The following is a 16,121-nucleotide window of genomic DNA, read 5'->3' on the forward strand; positions in this document are numbered from 1 at the left end:
GCCCCACCAGTTCAGCCGATAGTTCCGCTCACTGGCGCGCCCGGCTCCCGTCGGGACTGGTGCATGAGCAGGAGCTGAACCAGTATGACCCATTGGCGCGAACGCGCGGGAGCCTCGTTTACAACCGAAAAGGCGCCGGTCATCGCCGAAGGCGGCATGGCCGTCACCAATCACCCCCTGGCATCCGCGGCCGCGGTGGAGATCTTCGCCGCCGGGGGGAACGCGATCGACGCCACCGTCGCCGCCCTGTTCACGCTGACCGTGGTCGAGCCGATGATGGTCGGCATCTTTGGGGGTGGCGTCGCCCTCATCCGCTTGGCCGATGGCCGGGAGGTCGTCCTCGACAGCCTGTCCACGGCACCGGCAGCGGCAAGCCCCGACATGTACCGGCCGATCGCCGACACATGGCCGGACTACATGGAGACTGAGGGCCGCGCGAACCGGGTGGGCGCGAAAGCCGTCGCCGTGCCCGGCACGCTGAAGGGCTGGTGCGAAGCGCTCGACCGCTACGGCACCATGCCCCTGCGGGCGGTCCTTGAACCTGCGATCCGGCACGCATCGCAGGGCTTTCGCGTCACCGCCTACCTCGCCTCCTGCATCGACGAAATCGCACCGGACCTGGCGCTGGACCCGGGCATGGCCGCCATGTTCCTGCCCGGCGGCACGCCCCGTCCCGAGGGGGCCTGGCTGACGATGCCCGACTACGCAGAGACGCTCAGGGCCATCGCGGACAAGGGGCCCGACCATGTCTATGGCGGCGCGCTCGGCGCGCGGATCGTCGAGCATCTGAACACCCTGGGCTCCAGGATGGCCCTGTCGGACCTCGCCACCTATCGGACTGAAACGCGCGAGCCCGTCCGCGGCACCTACCGAGGGGTTGAGGTCATCGGACCTCCACCGCCCTGCTCGGGCGGCGTCCATGTGATCCAGATGCTGAACCTGATGGAGGGTTTCGACCTGGGCTCGTCAGGCTTCGCGACGAGGGAGACCCTGCACCTCGTTCTCGAGGCATTGAAGATCGCAGCTGCTGACCGCCGCGCCGCGACGGCCGACCCGGCCTTTGTCGACGTCCCGGTCGCCCGCCTCATCTCGAAGGATTACGGCGAGCAGCGCCGTCCCGAGATCGACCGCACGCGCAGCCAGGAGTTCGGATCACGCGTGCTGACGAATGAGTCCGCCAACACCACCCACGTCACCATCGCGGACCGGCAAGGCAACATCGTCACCTCCACCCAGACGATCAACAGCCTGTTCGGCGCCCGCATCATGATCCCCGGGACCGGGATCATCCCCAACAACTACATGTACCTGTTCGATCCGCATCCCGGCCACGCGCTGTCGCTTCAGCCCGGCAAGCGGATCACCAGCGGCATCTCTGCGATGATCGGGTTCCGCCATGGGCAGCCATACTTCGCCGTCGGCCTGCCCGGGGCGCATCGGATCCCCTCTGCCGTCTTCCAGTTCGTCATGAACCTGGTGGACCACGGCATGAGCGTGCAGGAGGCCGTCGAGGCTCCCCGGGTCTTCACCCATGGCCCGGATGCCGAGATCGAGCGCGGCGTACCGGAGGCAATCCAGAGCGCGCTCGCGGCCATGGGGCATCCGGTGACGCTAGTCGATCACGTGGCAGGCGGCATGGGCGCCATCCTGTTCGAAGGCGCGCGCATGACCGGGGCGTCGTGCTGGCGCGCCGATGGCGTCCCGATGGGAGTTGGCGGAGGTCTCGCCCGCAAGGGCACGTCCTTCTGGCCCGACCCGCGCCGAGGCCGCTTCTAGGGGACATGCTTCCATGCCGAATGACCGCAGCCTGATTGACCTGACCGCGACGGAGGCCGTGGCCCTCCTGCGCCGTCGCGCCGTTTCGCCCAGCGAACTTGTGGAAGCGGCCTCTGCGCGCATCGCGGAAATCGAGCCGGCCGTGAACGCGCTACCTATCCTGTGCCTCGACCGCGCGCGCGATCAGGCCCGCGCCGTCGAAGCCGGCGGCGCGCGTCCTTACGACGCGAACTGGCTGGCGGGATTGCCGGTCACCATCAAGGACCTCGATGAGGTTGCCGGCGTGCGGCACACCTTCGGCGGCTCCGTCCTGTTCGAGGACAATGTCTCGCAACGCTCCAGCCCATCCGTCGAATTGCTGGAGGGGAACGGCGCGATCACGCTGGGGAAATCCAACTCGCCGGAGTTTGGCTTCAACGCCAGCACGATCAATGCGCTGTTCGGCCCCACGCGGAACCCCTTCGACACGCGGCTGACGGTCGGTGGATCGTCCGGTGGTGCAGCGGCCACTGTCGCCACCGGCGAAGCATGGATGGCGCTCGGGTCTGACCTGGGCTCTTCCATCCGGCTGCCGGCCGCTTTCTGCTCGGTGGTCGGGCTGCGCCCCTCGCCCGGTCGCGTGCCGCGGGCACGGCGCGGCATGAGCTTCAACATGCTGCCCGTCGTCGGTCCAATCACCCGCACCGTCGCCGATTGCGGGCTGATGCTCGACGCGATGGCGGGCGAGGTGTGGACGGATCCGCTGAGCCTTCCCAGCGCGCCGCCCGGCAGTTTCGCCACCGCTGCCGCCACTCCTCGCCGCCCCGGCCGGGTCGGATTCTCGATGGACCTTGGAGTGACACCCGTCGCCCCCGATGTGGCTGCGGTCGTGGAAGCGGCGATCGCGCGCCTCGCCGACGCAGGGGCCCGGATCGAGGATGAGGCGCCCGACCTGTCGCAGGGACGAGACGTCTTCCACGCCATCCGTGGCGTGAATCATCTGGCGGCCTTCGCACCACTAATCGCGCAGCACGGTGATCGCGTGATTCCCGAGATCCATTCGAGCACGGAGCGCGCGACCGGCCTGCCCATCGCCGACTTCGCCCGCGCGGAGAATGCGCGCGTGGCGATGTTCCAGCGCCTGATGGATTTCCTGGCCGACCACGACGCCCTGATCTGCCCCACGGCGGTGATGACGCCCTTCCCGGCCGAATGGCGCCGCGTGGAACGCCTCGGTGATCACCAGTTCGAGTCCTACATCGACTGGATCGCGATCACCTTCACCCTGTCGCTCACTGGCTGCCCGGTCATTTCCATCCCCTGCGGCTTCACCGCGGATGGAATGCCCGTGGGCCTGCAGATCCTCGGTCGCCCGCGTGGGGAGGAGGCGCTGCTCCGCATCGCGGCCTGGTGCGAGGAGGTGCTTGGCGCCTTCGGCCGAAAGCCGGTCGATCCCGCCATCCGTCATTGATCAAGCCAAGCGGAAGGAACGAGCCATGACCATTGCAAGCACACGACGCGGCATCCTGCAGGGAAGCGTCGGGCTGGCTGCTGCCTCGGTCGTCTCCCCGGCCACGGCGCAGGGCGGGCGGACGCTGAAGGCGGTGATGCATGCGACGCTTGGCGTGCTCGATCCCTTCGTCACGACCGCATACATCACGCGAAACCATGGCTATCTGATCTACGACACGCTCTTTGCGATGGATGCCCAGAACCGCCCCCAGCCGCAGATGGTGCAGGAATGGTCCGTATCCCCCGATCGCCTGATCTATGACTTCCGGCTGCGTCCGGAGCTGAAGTTCCATGACGGCGCTCCGGTCACCTCGGCCGACGTCATTGCCTCCCTCGCACGCTGGTCGCCGCGCGATGCGCTGGGAACGCGCCTCGCCGGCGTGACCGACCGGTGGGAAGAGGTGGGTGCGCAGCGCTTCCGCCTCCACCTCAAGCGTCCCTATGGGCTGGTGCTGGAAACCCTGGGCAAGCCGGGTGGTCCGGTTCCTTTCATTCTCCCCAAGCGCGTGGTGGACATCCCGGCCGACCAGCGGATCACCGATACCACCGGATCAGGTCCCTTCCGGTTCGTCGCGTCCGAGCACCGCTCCGGCGCCCAGGTGGTCTATGAGCGGTTCGCCGGCTACGTGCCGCGGAGCGAGCCCGCCTCGGGTCTGGCTGGCGGCAAGGTCGCGAAGGTGGACCGCGTCGAGTGGATGGAGATCGCCGATACGCAGACCGCGGCGAATGCCCTCATCTCGGGCGAGATCCAGGTCATGGAGAATGCCCCGCCCGACCTGATGCCCCTGCTTCGTCGCTCGCGGGGCGTGACGCTGAAGCCGAGGGGCGTCGGCAACTTCATGATCATGCGCTTCAACAGCGCACAGCCGCCCTTTAACAACAGAAAGGTGCGTCAGGCGGTCATGGCCGCCGTCAACCAGGACGACTACCTGAGGGCGCAGGTCGGCGACGACACGCTGACGCAAAGGTGCAACTCAATCCTGAGTTGCGAGTCGCCCTATGCCGCCGATGTTCCGGGCCCCGGCGCCAATCTCGAGCGCGGCCGCGCCCTGTTGCGGGAAAGCGGCTATGCCAATGAGACGGTGATCATCATGCACCCGGCCGACCTGCCCTCGGGCAGCGCGATGGCCCCGGTGACCGAACAGCTCCTGAAGTCGATGGGCATGAACGTGCAGGTCGATTCGATGGACTGGAACAGCCTGCTGGCCCGCCGCAACCGGAATGTGCCGGTGGAGCAAGGCGGCTGGAGCATCGCCTGGGGGCTGTGGTCGAATCTCGACCTGATGAGCCCGGTCACGAACCTGAATCTCGATGGCCGGGGCGCTCGCGGCTATGTCGGCTGGGCGGATAGCCCGCAAATGGACCGCCTCCGCGACGCCTTTGCCTTCGAGACCGATCCTGCGAAGCAGCAGGAGATCGCGGCCCAGCTCCAGCGCCTGTCGAACGAGGAAGCCTTCTCGATCCCGCTCGGCGGCTACAAGGCGATCACGGCGCATCGGTCGAATGTGCGTGGCGTCGTGGCCGACCAGATCCTCGTCTTCTGGAATCTGGAAGTCGCCTGACCGGTCTGCATCGCTGTCATCCTGGCGTTCAAGAAGCCTGGCTTGAACGCCGATTCATCTCGAGCCGCGACGAGCGGTCCGAAGCGGGAATGCCTCACCCAACGGGCCGGCGAACTCCCGCCGGCCACTCGCGACACGAGACCATGGGTGATGTCAGTATCGGCGGCGTCGCGCGCCGCTCTCAGGGCGCCGTAGGGAGAAAGACATGGCAGGGGAAAAGGTCGCACTCGTCACCGCGGGCGGCAGCGGCATGGGCGCGGAGGCCGCGCGCCGGCTGGCAGCGGACGGCTTCAGGGTTGCCATTCTCTCGTCCTCCGGGAAGGGCGAGGCACTGGCCGATGAGCTTGGCGGCCTCGGCATCACCGGCTCCAACCGGTCGAATGACGATCTGCAGCGTCTGGTCCAGGGGGCGATGGATCGCTGGGGACGCATCGACGTTCTCGTCAACAGCGCCGGGCATGGCCCGCGGGCACCCATTCTCGATATCAGCGACGAGCAATGGCACACGGGGCTCGACGTCTATCTGATGAACGTCATCCGCCCCACGCGGCTGGTGGCGCCGATCATGCAGGCGCAGAAGTCAGGTGCCATCATCAACATCTCGACGGCCTGGGCCTTCGAGCCAAGCGCGATGTTTCCGACTTCCGCCGTGTTCCGGGCTGGGCTCGCCGCCTTCACCAAGATCTTCGCGGACACCTATGCGGCCGACAAACTGCGCATGAACAACATCCTGCCCGGATGGATCGACAGCCTCCCCGCGACCGATGAACGCCGGCAGAGCGTGCCGATGCAGCGTTACGGGACAGCGCAGGAGATCGCCGCGACGGTCGCGTTCCTCGCCTCGGAGGGGGCCGGGTACATCACGGGCCAGAATATCCGCGTCGATGGCGGGCTGACACGCTCCGTCTGACATGGCCTGCCCGCGGTCGAAGATCGGTTGAGTGCCGCCACGCGGACGCACACGCGGCGGCACTTGTGCATCAGCCCGTCGTGAGAAGATTGGCGGCCGCCTGGGCCACTGCTGTCTCGCGGATGCGCCGCCGTTCCGCCGTGACGGCGAGCGCCCGCTCGACGATATGGCGGGGGGCGACCTTCGGGGTTCCAGCCCGGAATGGCGGCTCCGGATCGTACTCGATTTGCAGCTGGATTTGCTGCGCCACCTCCTCACCCGCGAGGTCGCCCACCACGCGCAGCGCCATGTCGATGCCCGACGTCACACCGCCCGCGGTGTAGATATTGCCGTCCTGCGTCATCCGCTCGTCGCGCACCTCCGCGCCGAACTGGGCGAGGAGGTCGCGCGCCTGCCAATGCCCGCCCGCCCGGCGGCCGCGGAGCAGCCCGGCCGCCCCGAGCAGAAGCGATCCCGTGCAGATGCCGAACACGTGGCGCGCGCCCATCGCCTGGCGACGGACGAACTCCACCGTCTCGGGATCGAGGATCGCCTCGTCAGTTCCCGGGCCGCCCGGCACGGCGATGAGATCGTATTGGGGCGCGGAGGCGAAGTCGGTGGCCGGCGCGATGACGAGACCCTTATCCGTCCGGACGGGCTCAAGTGTCTTGGCGACGATCTCGGTCCTCCAGCCGGGCAGGCGCGCGAGCACCTCGAACGGACCGGTGAGGTCGAGCTGCGTCATAGCGGGAAAGAGCAGCAATCCTGCGATGGGCTGATGGGATGTCATGTCGTCCTCCGATGGGAGAAGACTGACGTGCCGCGCCTCCGGCAGGAATGACAAAGGAGGCACAAAAACTGCCAATGCCGGTTGGCATCGACGTTCAGGTGGGTGCCGGTGACCCGAAGCGGGCGCGCCATTCGAGCGGTGGCACGGCGAAGCTCCGGATGAAGGCCCGGCGTATCCGCTCCTCCGACCCGAAGCCGGCGCGGCGCGCGATCTCCGCTGTGGAAGCGAGCGTCGTTTCCATCAGGACCCGCACGCGGTCGAGCCGCAAGAGCTCGATCGCCTTCCCTGGGTGGTGCCCGTGGCGGCGAGGAAGTGCCGATGGAAGCTGCGGGGCGGCATTGCCGCGCGGTCGGCCAGGGCTTCGGCCGAGAGGGGCAGGTGGAGGTTCTCGGCGGCCCAGGCGATGCAGGCTTCGGCCATGGCTCCAGCAGCCACGGCGCTTGGTGCCTCCGTTACTGCCTTGCGCTGTCCCGGGTGACGCCGGTCGCCCAGGCGAAACCGACGACGAGGCCCTTCATGTAGGGCAGCGTGACCAGAGTAATGACCGTGATCAGCGGCAACCAGACCGCAAACATCACCCAGAGTGCCGGTTCCCACGCCTTGTCCATCCAGAACATGAACGGGATGATGAAGTGGCCAACCATAAAAAGGGTCAGGTAGGGCGGAGCGTCATCACAGGGGTAGATGGTGTTGTCGGCGCCGCAGACCTCGCATTGGTCGCTCACCTTGAGGTAGCGGCCAAAGAGGCGGCCTTCGCCACAATGAGGGCAACGCAGGCCAAGGCCCCGGCGGACGCCCACACCGATCTTTGACTTTTCGGTCATCAAACAGGTCTCCGATGTGACGCTGGCTTGTCCGACGCCCTCGCCATACAATATCCCGGCCCACGCATACAATTCCGTTGCGCTTGTGGGTATATATTGGTTTTGTATGCGGACAAGCAACGGATAATCCATGCAGAAACCGCCAGAATCCATGCAAGCTGCGCGACCCTGGGCTCCCCGCCTCGCTGGTCGAGGCGGTCCGATCTACCTCGCGATCGCCGACGCCATCGATGAGGCCATCAAGTCTGGCGAATTGCCCGGCGGCGCCCGCCTCCCCACTCACCGCGCCATGGCGGAGGCCCTGGGTGTCGATCTCACGACGGTCACGCGCGCCTATCGGGAGGCTCGCCAGCGTGGCCTTCTCGAAGCGACTGTGGGGCGCGGCACCTTCGTCCGAAAGACGTCGCCGGAAGCTGCATCCGTGGGACGCGCGGAGGGGCGCGGCCTTATCGATCTCAGCATGAACCTGCCGCCGGAGCCTTCCGATCCTCCCTTGCGGCAGCTGATCCAGACGGGCCTTGCCGATCTGCTGTCCGGACCTGACGCGGCGAGCCTCCTCACCTACCGTCCTGGCGCCGGCTCGGCGGAGGAGCGTGCTGCCGGCGCAGCCTGGGTGAGCCCGACACTGGGGGAAGTTGACCCGGGACTCGTTCTTGTTTCGCCGGGGGCACAGCCAGCGCTTCTCGCAACGCTCGGCCTGGTGGCCCGGGCCGGCGATCTCGTGCTGACGGATGCGCTCACCTATCCGGGCTTCCGCGGTGCAGCAGCCCAGCTTGGCATCCGGCTCTGTCCCGTGGCCTGCGACGCGGATGGGATGCTGCCGGACGCTGTCGAGGAGGCCTGCCGGGGCGATGACCGCCCCAGGGCGCTCTACTGCATCCCGACCCTGCAGAACCCGACCTCGATCACCTTGCCGCTGGAGCGGCGGCAAGCCCTCGTCGATGTCGCGCGGCGCCATAGGCTGCGCATCCTGGAGGATGACGCCTACGGGGTGCTTCCAGTCCGGCCCCTGCCCGCGCTCGCAGCCCTTGCACCTGAAATCACTTTCCACGTCTCCACGCTGTCGAAGGTGATCTCGCCGGCCCTGCGCGTGGCCTATGTGGTCGCCCCTGACCAAGGCTGCGCGGCGAAGCTGGCCGCCGCGCTCCGAGCGAACGTGCTGACCGCGTCCCCCTTGCTGACGGCCCTCGCGACGAAGTGGGTCCGCGACGGCACCGCCAGATCGTTGCTCTCAGCCGTGCGGCGGGAGTGCATGGCGCGTCAGGAGATTGCGCGGGAGATCCTGCCGGCCGGCTCCTTCCTCGCGCAGCCGGAGGGCCTGCATCTTTGGCTGCGCCTCCTGCCGCCTTGGAGGCGCCTGGATTTTGCGTCGAGGATCCGGGAACAAGGATTGGCGATCGTGCCGAGCGACGCCTTTGCCGTGGGAGAGGGCACGCCGCCGGATGCGGTGAGGGTGTCGCTTGGGGCGGCCCCAAGCCGGGAGCAGCTTCGGATCGCCCTGCGCGCGATCGCCACGGTGTTTGCCGGCGAAGCCTCTGCCCCCTTCCTGGAAATCGTCTGACCCGCTCACCCTGGGCCCTGCACGTTGCCGGAAGCGCGCCGCTGCGGCACTCTGTTTCGCAGATGACGAGCTATCCGTCTTGACCTCGTCGGCTGCGGCGGGAGCCTCGCGCCGAACCCTGCACGGCATCCTCTGCATGTGCACGGCTGGCCTTCTGTTCCCGATGATGAGCGGCTTTGCCAAGTTCCTGGGCCAGGACTACTCCTCGCTCCAGGTGTCCTGGGCGCGGGCCTTCGTCCACCTGCTTTTCCTCTCGGCGCTGTTCCTACCGCATTCGGGGCTGGGCGTTCTGCGCAGTCGACGGCCAGGGCTGCAGCTGGTGAGGGCTGCGATGCTGACCACGTCGAACCTCGCCACCTTCTATGCCCTGACCTTCATACCGCTCGCCGAACAGGCCGCGATCCAGCTGACTGCTCCGCTGATCGTGGCCCTGCTGGCGTGGCCGGTGCTGCGAGAGCGCACGACGGTGGCCAGCATCAGCGCCGTGGCGATGGGCTTCGTCGGCGTGTTGGTGCTCTTGCGCCCGGGCAGCAGCATGTTCCAGTGGCCGGCGCTCTGGGTGCTGGTCTCAGCGATCGCCTACGGCGTGTACCAGATCCTCACCCGGCTTGTGGCGCCTCACGACCCACCGGCCACCTCGGCGCTTTGGTGCCCACTCGTCGGCGCGTTCGGGCTGATGCTCGCCCTGCCCTTCGTGTGGCGGACGCCTGCGAACCTGTCCGATCTGCTGATGTTTCTCGGATGCGGCGCATTCGGCGCCATCGGACACTACTTCGTGGCACGAGCCATGGTGCACGCACCGGCCAATGTCATTTCACCCTTTCAATACTTCCAGCTGATCGGCTCGGTCATCATCGGTTGGCTGTTCTTCAGCCACCTGCCAGATGCGGCCACCTGGATCGGTGCCACCATCATCGTCACATCTGGGCTTTATCTCGGCTGGACGCAGCACCGGACCCGCTGAGGTCTGGTCCCCGAGGCAGGACTGTTCAGCCAAAGCGCCCCCACAGCGCGAGGCCCGCAGGGAGGGCGAGAAGCAGCGCGGCCAGCATCGGCCAGCGACCGGACCAGGCAATGACGAAGGCCGGCAGGATGCACACCATGAGGAGCGCGGCCGCGATATAGCCGAGCGGTCGCACGATTTGCCACGAGCGATCCTCCATCAGGCCCCACCACATCAGCGTGACCGCCCCGATCGCCTCCAACGTCGCCGCGAAAAGCAGCACGCGGCGCAGCCAACGCCGCCTCAGCCCCGCGTGGTTGGTTTGGCGGTTCGAGGGGGCTGGAAGCCGCTCAGACATACAGCGACTATCGCTTCACCGTCTTGAACCGCGGTGCCCAGAGCCCCGCATCCCGTGCCGCGACGTCCGCGAGGATCGCGCGCCCAGCCAGCGCCGGCGCGACAAGGCTGCTGGACGGGCCGTCATGGCCGGGCCTCTGCTAGCCATTCTGCTTGGCGACGCGTCTGCGACGGCCTGCCTTCGCGTGAGCACTCGGCTCCGAAGCAGAGGTGCCGTGGCCCTTGTCCATGGCATCCTCGAAGACCTTCATCTGCAGGAAACCGGGCGGCGAACGCGCGATCAGGATACGCGCCGGCTCGTCGCCGGCATTCTCGACCCGGTGGGGGATGCTGCCATCCCAGTGGTAGCTGTCGCCAGCGCTCACCTCGAAGCCTCGGCCGCCCTGGATGGCCCGGATCCGGCCCTGCAGAACCAGATGGCATTCGTCGCCATCATGCAGGTGGTTGCGGCCGCCCGCATCGTAGCCGATCGGGATCTCCAGGATGACCATCTCGACCTGCCGCCCCGGCGCCGAGAGGAATGACAGCCGCCTCCCCTCCTGCCCCTCGCTGAAGGTGACGACCGGGCGGTCACGCTCCCTGAGCACCATTGCAGGACGTGCTACCTCCTGGAACAGGTGAGCGAGCGGGATCTCGAGCGCGGCTGCCAGCTTGCCGAGCGTCTGCAGCGATGGCGTCGCCTTTCCGGTTTCCACTTGGCTGATATATGGCCGGGAGAGACCGGTCAGCTCGACGAGATCCTCGATGACGAGGCCCCGCACCTGCCGGATCCGGCGCAGTCGCGCCCCGATATCCACCTTCGCCTCCGCTTCTCGCCGAAGTGCGGCGTCGTCCCACGGGCGGCCTATCCTTCAGGCACCCGTGCAGCGTCAACCGCGCCCCGTGGCCAACCTAGCATCAGCCCAGCGTAATACCCGCCTCGCGAATGATGCGGCCCCAACGCGCCCGTTCCGCGCGGATGACCTGGTCGAATTCAGACGGGGTGTTCGCCACGAAGCGCAGGCCGAGACGCTCGCCCATCGCCTGGGGGCCGGGCTGACGAATTGCGGCGACGATCTCCCGGTGCAGCCGCTCGACCACTGGTGGCGGCATGCCTGCAGGCCCGACCACGCCGAACCAGGGCGACATCTCATATCCCGGCAGGCCAGCCTCGGGGGAGCTTGGCACATCCGGCAGCAGCACATGCGGCTCCTTCGAGGCAACGACGAGCGGCCGGAACGCACCCGAGCGGATATGCGTCACGACATTCGGGATGTTGTCCACGAGCCCATCCACCTCACCCGCCAGCAGCGCCTGCACCGAGGGCGCCGCGCCGCGATAGGGCACGTGCGTCACCCGCAAATTGGCCATGCTGGTGAACAGAGCGAGGCCCAGATGGCCAGTCGTGCCGTTCCCGGCCGAACCGAAGTTGAAGCGCCCGGGTTCGGCGGCGGCCAGCGCACGGAACTCCGCAAGCGTGCGTGCCGGCGTGCGCGGATGCACCACCAGCACCTTCGTCATGTCGGCGACCAGCGACACCGGCGCAAATCCACTCTCCGGGTCGAAGGGCAGCGAGGGGTAGAGGAACTGGTTGGCGGAGAGGATGCCGGTCGAGGACATCATCAGCGTGTGTCCATCGGGTGCCGCACGGGTGACGAACTCCGCGCCCACATTGCCGCCAGCGCCGGTCCGGTTCTCGACGATCACCGGCTGGCCCAGGCTCCGGGCCATCTCCTCGCTGACCGTCCGCGCCAGCACGTCGGCAAGCCCACCGGGCGGGAAAGGCGCGACCAGCCGGATCGGCCGGTCCGGCCAGGATTGCGCAAGGGCCGGGGACGCGACAATCCCCGCGAGCGCTGCCGTCAACACCCCGCGCCGCGGCAGGTGCATCAGCGTCATGGTGTTTCCTCCGTGTTGCGCGTCCGGCCCAGGCTGACGGCCCAGCTCCGGACGTGCCATGCTGACAGCAGCACACAAAATTTGGAACCATCAATCTTTAGGGCGGATGGTTCCGGCGGGATTTTGCGCCTGGCCTGGCGCACCGAAGGCCGAGGGGAGGAGCGCATTCATGACCGAGGCGAGAGTTACCCTGCTGCGCAGCGTCGATGTCGGCGTCACGGATCTGGCCCAGGCGCGCCGGTTCTATTCCGAGGTGTGGCTGCTGACCGAGGTTGCGGAGGATGACGGCGTGGTGCGGCTCGCCGGCACCGGGCCGATCCATCATGTGCTGACGCTGCGCGAGTCGCCGCGGCCAGGGGTTCTTCGCGTGGAGCTGGGCGCCAGTGATGCGGCTGCGGTCGATGCCCTCCATCGCAGGATCATGGAGGCCGGGCGCCCCGTCTCCGGTCCGCCAGCCCGCCTTGCCCGGCCGGGTGGCGGCTACGGGTTTTCCTTCCAGGATCCCGAGGGGCGGAATTTCTCGATTGTCGCCGAGGCGGCGGATGGCGACCGCCCTGGCGGGGCTTCTCCGCTCGCACCGGTCAAGCTCTCCCACGTCAACCTAAACTCCGCGGATAACGAGACGAGCTTCGCCTTCATGCGGGACGTGCTGGGCTTCCGCCTCTCCGACCAGACCAGCAAGTTCCGCTTCATTCGATGCAACGCAGATCATCACAGCCTCGTCCTCGGCTTCAACGAGGAGGCCACGCTGAACCACATCGCCTTCGAGCTTCCCGACCTCGAGGCGCTCATGCTCGGGATCGGGCGGATGCGAGATCATGGCTACCCGAGCGAATGGGGGCCGGGGCGGCACGGTCCAGGCAACAACGCCTTCGCGTATTTCGTCGGACCGGAGGAGCTTCCGCTCGAATACACTGCCGAGATGATGCAGGTCGACGACGGCTATCCCGTCGGCATGCCGGAGCGGTGGACCTGGCCGAAGGGCCGGGTCGATCATTGGGGCCTGACGCCTGGTCCTAGTGCGCGCGTGGTGCGAACACAGAGGCTGTTCCGCTTTCCGCCCGAGGGCTACCGCCTGGCTCTGTAGTCCCCTACCCGCCTGCCGCGATCGATAGCGACGCGGGGTCCGGCTGGTTCAGGAAACGCAGCGCATTGCGCCACGCGACAGAGGCTGCATCCTCCGGCTCCAGCCCCATCGCGGCCAGTGAGCCGCCTGGGTCGGCGTCGCCCATGCCGAAGGGATAGTCGGTGCCGACCATCAGGCCCTGGGGGCCAAGCTGCTCGACAAGGGCACGAACCACCACCGCGTCATGCGCCAACGTGTCCGCGAAGATGCGGCGGAAATCCTCGATCGGGTCGCAGGCCAGGACGGCCTTCGCTTCCGGACGGACGCGCCACCCATGGCGCAGCCGACCGAGAATGGCGCAAAGCCCCCCGCAGCCATGGGAGAAGCAGATGCGCAACTTGGGCAGGCGTTGCAGCACACCTCCGAACACGACATTCGCTGCCGCCAGCGCGCTCTCATACGGATTGCCGACGAGGTTGCGGAAGTAATAGCGGTCGAGCCTCGCATCGCCGAGGACCGGCGAGCCCGGATGCACGAACACTGCCATGTCCAGCTCGACGCAGGCCGTGAAGAAATCGAACAGCGCCGGATCGTCGAGATCCCGCCCGCCGGGGCAGGTCCCGATCTCCACCGCACGCAGCCCCAGGGCATTGCGCGCATGGTGAAGCTCCTCGATCGCGAGGGACGGATCCTGCAACGGAACCACCGCCATGCCCGACAGGCGGCGGGGCGCGCGGGCGCAGAAGCTTGCGATGTGCTCGTTCTGCATGCGCGCAAAGGCTTTTCCCTGCTCGGGCGGCGCCCAATAGGCGAACATGAAAGGCGGCGGGGAGACAACCTGATGCGCGACGCCACGCGCATCCATGTCGGCCACGCGCCGCTCGAGGTCCCAGCATTGGTCCGTCACCTTGCGGAAGAACCGCTGCCCCATCATCACATTGGCCGAGCACGCATCCAGCCGATCGAGCCACGGCCAGCGGTCGCAGCCGAAGCGCGCCGCGAAATCCTCCCAGCCCGGCGGCAGGATATGAGCGTGGATGTCGACGAGCATGCGGCAGTTCCTCTCCCTGGCGCCGTCACGCGGCTTGATTGATGCTAGCAAACACAAATTGATACTGGCAAATTGCCGAAAGCCGGCGCGACGCTGGCGTCGCGCGACAGAAGGAAGGACTCTCGCAGATGGATCTCGGTATCAGCGGCCGGACGGCGCTTGTTTGCGCGGCGAGCAAGGGCCTGGGGAAAGCCTGCGCGCTGGCGCTGGCGCGCGAGGGCGTCCAGGTGACGATCGCCGCGCGAGGCGAGGCTACGCTGAAGGCGACAGCGGAGGAAATCTCCACCCTCACCGGCCAGCCGGTCGCGGTGGTTGCCGCCGATGTCACGACCGCGGCGGGGCATGACGCTGTTCTCGCGGCCTGTCCCAACCCCGACATCCTCATCAACAACGCCGGCGGTCCCCCGCCGGGCCACTACCAGGACTGGCGTCGGGAGGACTGGATCGCGGCGCTCGACGCGAACATGCTCACGCCGATCGAGCTGATCCGGCGCACCGTGCCGGGAATGGTGCAGCGAGGCTTCGGCAGGATTGTGAACATCACCTCGAGCGCAGTGAAGGATCCCATCTCCGTGCTTGGGCTTTCGAATGGTGCTCGCGCCGGGCTGACCGGTTTCGTCGCAGGCTTGGCGCGCGAACTGGCGCCGACAGGCGTAACCATCAACAACCTGCTTCCTGGGCCCTTCGACACCGATCGCATCCGAAAGGTCGTCGAGGCGCGGGCGAAGAAGGAAGGCCGCCCCTTCGAGGAGATGTGGCAGCTCCGCATGAAGGAGAGCCCGATGCACCGCGTCGGAGCCCCGGAGGAGTTCGGCGCCGCCTGCGCGTTCATTTGCAGCAGCTTGTCCGGCTACATGACGGGGCAGAACATCCTGCTCGATGGCGGGGCCTATCGCGGCACGTTCTGAAGTTCAGCGCTTGGGCGAGCGGGGTAGTCATGGGGCGCTACCCCGCCGTCAGACATGGGATGCTCTCCTCCGTTGCGCGGCTTCGCTCCAACCACCGCCGTAGACGGCGAAGTGAGATAGTGACTCTCCTCGCAGGCTGTCTCGTTTTCTCGCTCCTGGCCCCTGGCATTGGTGCAGCGGATCCCTGGAAGGATGGAAGCGGCTACGGGCGGCGTGACCGCCGGGACCATCGGGATTGGCGCGACAGCCGCGAGCGGGTGAGCCGCCGTGACCGGAAGCGCTATGAGAGATGGGAGCGTGATTGGGATCACGGCCACCGGCAGCATGACGGACAGGCGCCCGTTCCGCGTGGCTATTTGCCCCCGCCTGGAGAACACCGGGTCTGGTATCCCGGCGTCCCGGCGGGCCAGCAGCCTCCCCCGTATAGGTGCCAGCGCGGCGCGGTCGATCTCAAGGGAGTGAACCTCTGATGCCCGCGGCGGACCCCTGTCGGGCCGAAGGCAAAGCGCATTGCAGCTTAGAGGGCCCACGACGCGGAGTGCGGGTCACCATCTCGATTTTCCGCGACGAACGCAGTCACGTGCGACTCAGGAAATCCGCGGCGCAGCTTCGGTATGTTGCGGATATTCCTTCGTTCTTCCGACAGGGTTAAGCCCAGAGAAGCTGGATCGGTCCACGTCCCTCAAAGTGAGGGCTTCCCATCCCGCATCCCCTTCGGAAGCCCCAACCCGTGCCGTACCGCTCCTCCTACGCGCCTAACCTGGTGATCATCGCATGCGAGAACTCCATCGAGGTGACGATGGACGGCCGCGTTGTCCGCTTCCAAGATGCGAGCCCCCTCCTCATGGAGACCGTGCGACGCGGCGCTGCCTTCTCGCCTCTTCGCAACTACCTCCGCTACCTGACCTATTCCGGGGTCTGGCCGCTCCATGAGAGCGAACTCACCCTTCCGGCTTCTGTCTTGGAAGGCGTCTTCTGCGGCGCACGCCTGATCGAAGCAGCCTAACGGGCGAAGCTACGTCCCG

The 16,121-nt window shown here is 67.3% G+C and carries 16 protein-coding genes; 9 read left to right on the forward strand and 7 right to left on the reverse strand.

All coding sequences use genetic code 11. From position 1 onward, the window contains the following. The first annotated feature begins 84 nt into the window (after nt 1–84). The 4 genes from ggt to JTJ31_RS21010 all read left to right on the forward strand — a co-directional run bounded on the left by ggt (nt 85) and on the right by JTJ31_RS21010 (nt 5,739). The gene (gene ggt, locus JTJ31_RS20995) at nt 85–1,776 is read left to right on the forward strand and encodes a gamma-glutamyltransferase (RefSeq protein WP_207540704.1); all 1,692 of its coding nucleotides are present in this window, start codon (nt 85–87) and stop codon (nt 1,774–1,776) included. 13 nt (nt 1,777–1,789) lie between these two features. Beyond that, the gene (locus tag JTJ31_RS21000) at nt 1,790–3,226 is read left to right on the forward strand and encodes an amidase (protein ID WP_207540705.1); all 1,437 of its coding nucleotides are present in this window, start codon (nt 1,790–1,792) and stop codon (nt 3,224–3,226) included. A 25-nt stretch (nt 3,227–3,251) separates the two neighbouring features. Beyond that, nucleotides 3,252–4,829, forward strand: a complete 1,578-nt coding sequence (locus tag JTJ31_RS21005) for an ABC transporter substrate-binding protein (protein ID WP_207540739.1) — start codon at nt 3,252–3,254, stop codon at nt 4,827–4,829. A 205-nt stretch (nt 4,830–5,034) separates the two neighbouring features. After that, nucleotides 5,035–5,739 (forward strand): SDR family oxidoreductase, encoded by a 705-nt coding sequence (locus JTJ31_RS21010; RefSeq protein ID WP_207540706.1) that lies wholly within the window; start codon nt 5,035–5,037, stop codon nt 5,737–5,739. A 70-nt stretch (nt 5,740–5,809) separates the two neighbouring features. Here the strand turns inward: JTJ31_RS21010 and JTJ31_RS21015 are convergent, their stop codons facing one another. The 3 genes from JTJ31_RS21015 to JTJ31_RS21025 form a co-directional block, all read right to left on the reverse strand. Further along, nucleotides 5,810–6,508 carry a DJ-1/PfpI family protein gene (locus JTJ31_RS21015; RefSeq protein WP_207540707.1) on the reverse strand — a complete coding sequence of 233 codons (699 nt, stop codon included), beginning with the start codon at nt 6,506–6,508 and terminating at the stop codon, nt 5,810–5,812. 94 nt (nt 6,509–6,602) lie between these two features. Continuing rightward, nucleotides 6,603–6,917 (reverse strand): helix-turn-helix domain-containing protein, encoded by a 315-nt coding sequence (locus JTJ31_RS25095; protein ID WP_207540735.1) that lies wholly within the window; start codon nt 6,915–6,917, stop codon nt 6,603–6,605. 43 nt (nt 6,918–6,960) lie between these two features. Beyond that, the gene (locus JTJ31_RS21025) at nt 6,961–7,332 is read right to left on the reverse strand and encodes a DUF983 domain-containing protein (protein ID WP_207540708.1); all 372 of its coding nucleotides are present in this window, start codon (nt 7,330–7,332) and stop codon (nt 6,961–6,963) included. Between the two features lie 130 nt (nt 7,333–7,462). Here JTJ31_RS21025 and JTJ31_RS21030 point away from each other — a divergent pair, with 130 nt between their 5' ends. Together JTJ31_RS21030 and JTJ31_RS21035 are read left to right on the forward strand one after the other, a co-directional pair. Next, nucleotides 7,463–8,893 (forward strand): aminotransferase-like domain-containing protein, encoded by a 1,431-nt coding sequence (locus tag JTJ31_RS21030; protein WP_236020501.1) that lies wholly within the window; start codon nt 7,463–7,465, stop codon nt 8,891–8,893. A 136-nt stretch (nt 8,894–9,029) separates the two neighbouring features. Continuing rightward, nucleotides 9,030–9,857: a DMT family transporter gene (locus JTJ31_RS21035; protein ID WP_207540709.1), complete on the forward strand. Its 828-nt coding sequence runs from the start codon at nt 9,030–9,032 to the stop codon at nt 9,855–9,857. 25 nt (nt 9,858–9,882) lie between these two features. Here JTJ31_RS21035 and JTJ31_RS21040 read toward each other — a convergent pair whose 3' ends face one another. From JTJ31_RS21040 to JTJ31_RS21050, 3 genes are all read right to left on the reverse strand, one after another. Next, entirely contained in the window at nt 9,883–10,194 is a 312-nt protein-coding gene (locus JTJ31_RS21040; protein WP_207540710.1) for a hypothetical protein, read from the reverse strand. A 139-nt stretch (nt 10,195–10,333) separates the two neighbouring features. After that, the gene (locus tag JTJ31_RS21045) at nt 10,334–10,990 is read right to left on the reverse strand and encodes a cupin domain-containing protein (protein ID WP_207540711.1); all 657 of its coding nucleotides are present in this window, start codon (nt 10,988–10,990) and stop codon (nt 10,334–10,336) included. A gap of 100 nt (nt 10,991–11,090) precedes the next feature. Then, nucleotides 11,091–12,071, reverse strand: coding sequence for a Bug family tripartite tricarboxylate transporter substrate binding protein (locus tag JTJ31_RS21050; protein WP_207540712.1), 981 nt, complete (start codon nt 12,069–12,071; stop codon nt 11,091–11,093). Between the two features lie 169 nt (nt 12,072–12,240). Between JTJ31_RS21050 and JTJ31_RS21055 the strand changes: the two genes are divergently transcribed. Further along, a complete protein-coding gene (locus JTJ31_RS21055) occupies nt 12,241–13,158 on the forward strand; it encodes a VOC family protein (protein WP_207540713.1) in 918 nt (305 codons plus the stop codon). Between the two features lie 4 nt (nt 13,159–13,162). Here JTJ31_RS21055 and JTJ31_RS21060 read toward each other — a convergent pair whose 3' ends face one another. Continuing rightward, a complete protein-coding gene (locus JTJ31_RS21060) occupies nt 13,163–14,188 on the reverse strand; it encodes an amidohydrolase family protein (RefSeq protein WP_207540714.1) in 1,026 nt (341 codons plus the stop codon). A 128-nt stretch (nt 14,189–14,316) separates the two neighbouring features. On the opposite strand from JTJ31_RS21060, the gene JTJ31_RS21065 reads away from it, so the two are divergent. Both JTJ31_RS21065 and JTJ31_RS21070 read left to right on the forward strand, forming a co-directional pair. After that, nucleotides 14,317–15,096: an SDR family oxidoreductase gene (locus tag JTJ31_RS21065; RefSeq protein WP_207540715.1), complete on the forward strand. Its 780-nt coding sequence runs from the start codon at nt 14,317–14,319 to the stop codon at nt 15,094–15,096. 730 nt (nt 15,097–15,826) lie between these two features. Continuing rightward, entirely contained in the window at nt 15,827–16,102 is a 276-nt protein-coding gene (locus JTJ31_RS21070; protein WP_207540716.1) for a hypothetical protein, read from the forward strand. Nucleotides 16,103–16,121: the final 19 nt, after the last annotated feature.

It is taken from the genome of Sabulicella rubraurantiaca (genome assembly GCF_017355885.1).
GTDB lineage: Bacteria > Pseudomonadota > Alphaproteobacteria > Acetobacterales > Acetobacteraceae > Roseococcus > Roseococcus rubraurantiacus.

Coding starts and splice junctions, on each gene's coding strand:
- JTJ31_RS21015 (WP_207540707.1), bottom strand. CDS start 6,508: ATGACATCCCATCAGCCCATCGCAGGATTGCTGCTCTTTCCCGCTATG.
- JTJ31_RS21025 (WP_207540708.1), bottom strand. CDS start 7,332: ATGACCGAAAAGTCAAAGATCGGTGTGGGCGTCCGCCGGGGCCTTGGC.
- ggt (WP_207540704.1), top strand. CDS start 85: ATGACCCATTGGCGCGAACGCGCGGGAGCCTCGTTTACAACCGAAAAG.
- JTJ31_RS21035 (WP_207540709.1), top strand. CDS start 9,030: ATGTGCACGGCTGGCCTTCTGTTCCCGATGATGAGCGGCTTTGCCAAG.
- JTJ31_RS21000 (WP_207540705.1), top strand. CDS start 1,790: ATGCCGAATGACCGCAGCCTGATTGACCTGACCGCGACGGAGGCCGTG.
- JTJ31_RS21030 (WP_236020501.1), top strand. CDS start 7,463: ATGCAGAAACCGCCAGAATCCATGCAAGCTGCGCGACCCTGGGCTCCC.
- JTJ31_RS21010 (WP_207540706.1), top strand. CDS start 5,035: ATGGCAGGGGAAAAGGTCGCACTCGTCACCGCGGGCGGCAGCGGCATG.
- JTJ31_RS21065 (WP_207540715.1), top strand. CDS start 14,317: ATGGATCTCGGTATCAGCGGCCGGACGGCGCTTGTTTGCGCGGCGAGC.
- JTJ31_RS21040 (WP_207540710.1), bottom strand. CDS start 10,194: ATGTCTGAGCGGCTTCCAGCCCCCTCGAACCGCCAAACCAACCACGCG.
- JTJ31_RS21050 (WP_207540712.1), bottom strand. CDS start 12,071: ATGACGCTGATGCACCTGCCGCGGCGCGGGGTGTTGACGGCAGCGCTC.
- JTJ31_RS21005 (WP_207540739.1), top strand. CDS start 3,252: ATGACCATTGCAAGCACACGACGCGGCATCCTGCAGGGAAGCGTCGGG.
- JTJ31_RS21055 (WP_207540713.1), top strand. CDS start 12,241: ATGACCGAGGCGAGAGTTACCCTGCTGCGCAGCGTCGATGTCGGCGTC.
- JTJ31_RS21060 (WP_207540714.1), bottom strand. CDS start 14,188: ATGCTCGTCGACATCCACGCTCATATCCTGCCGCCGGGCTGGGAGGAT.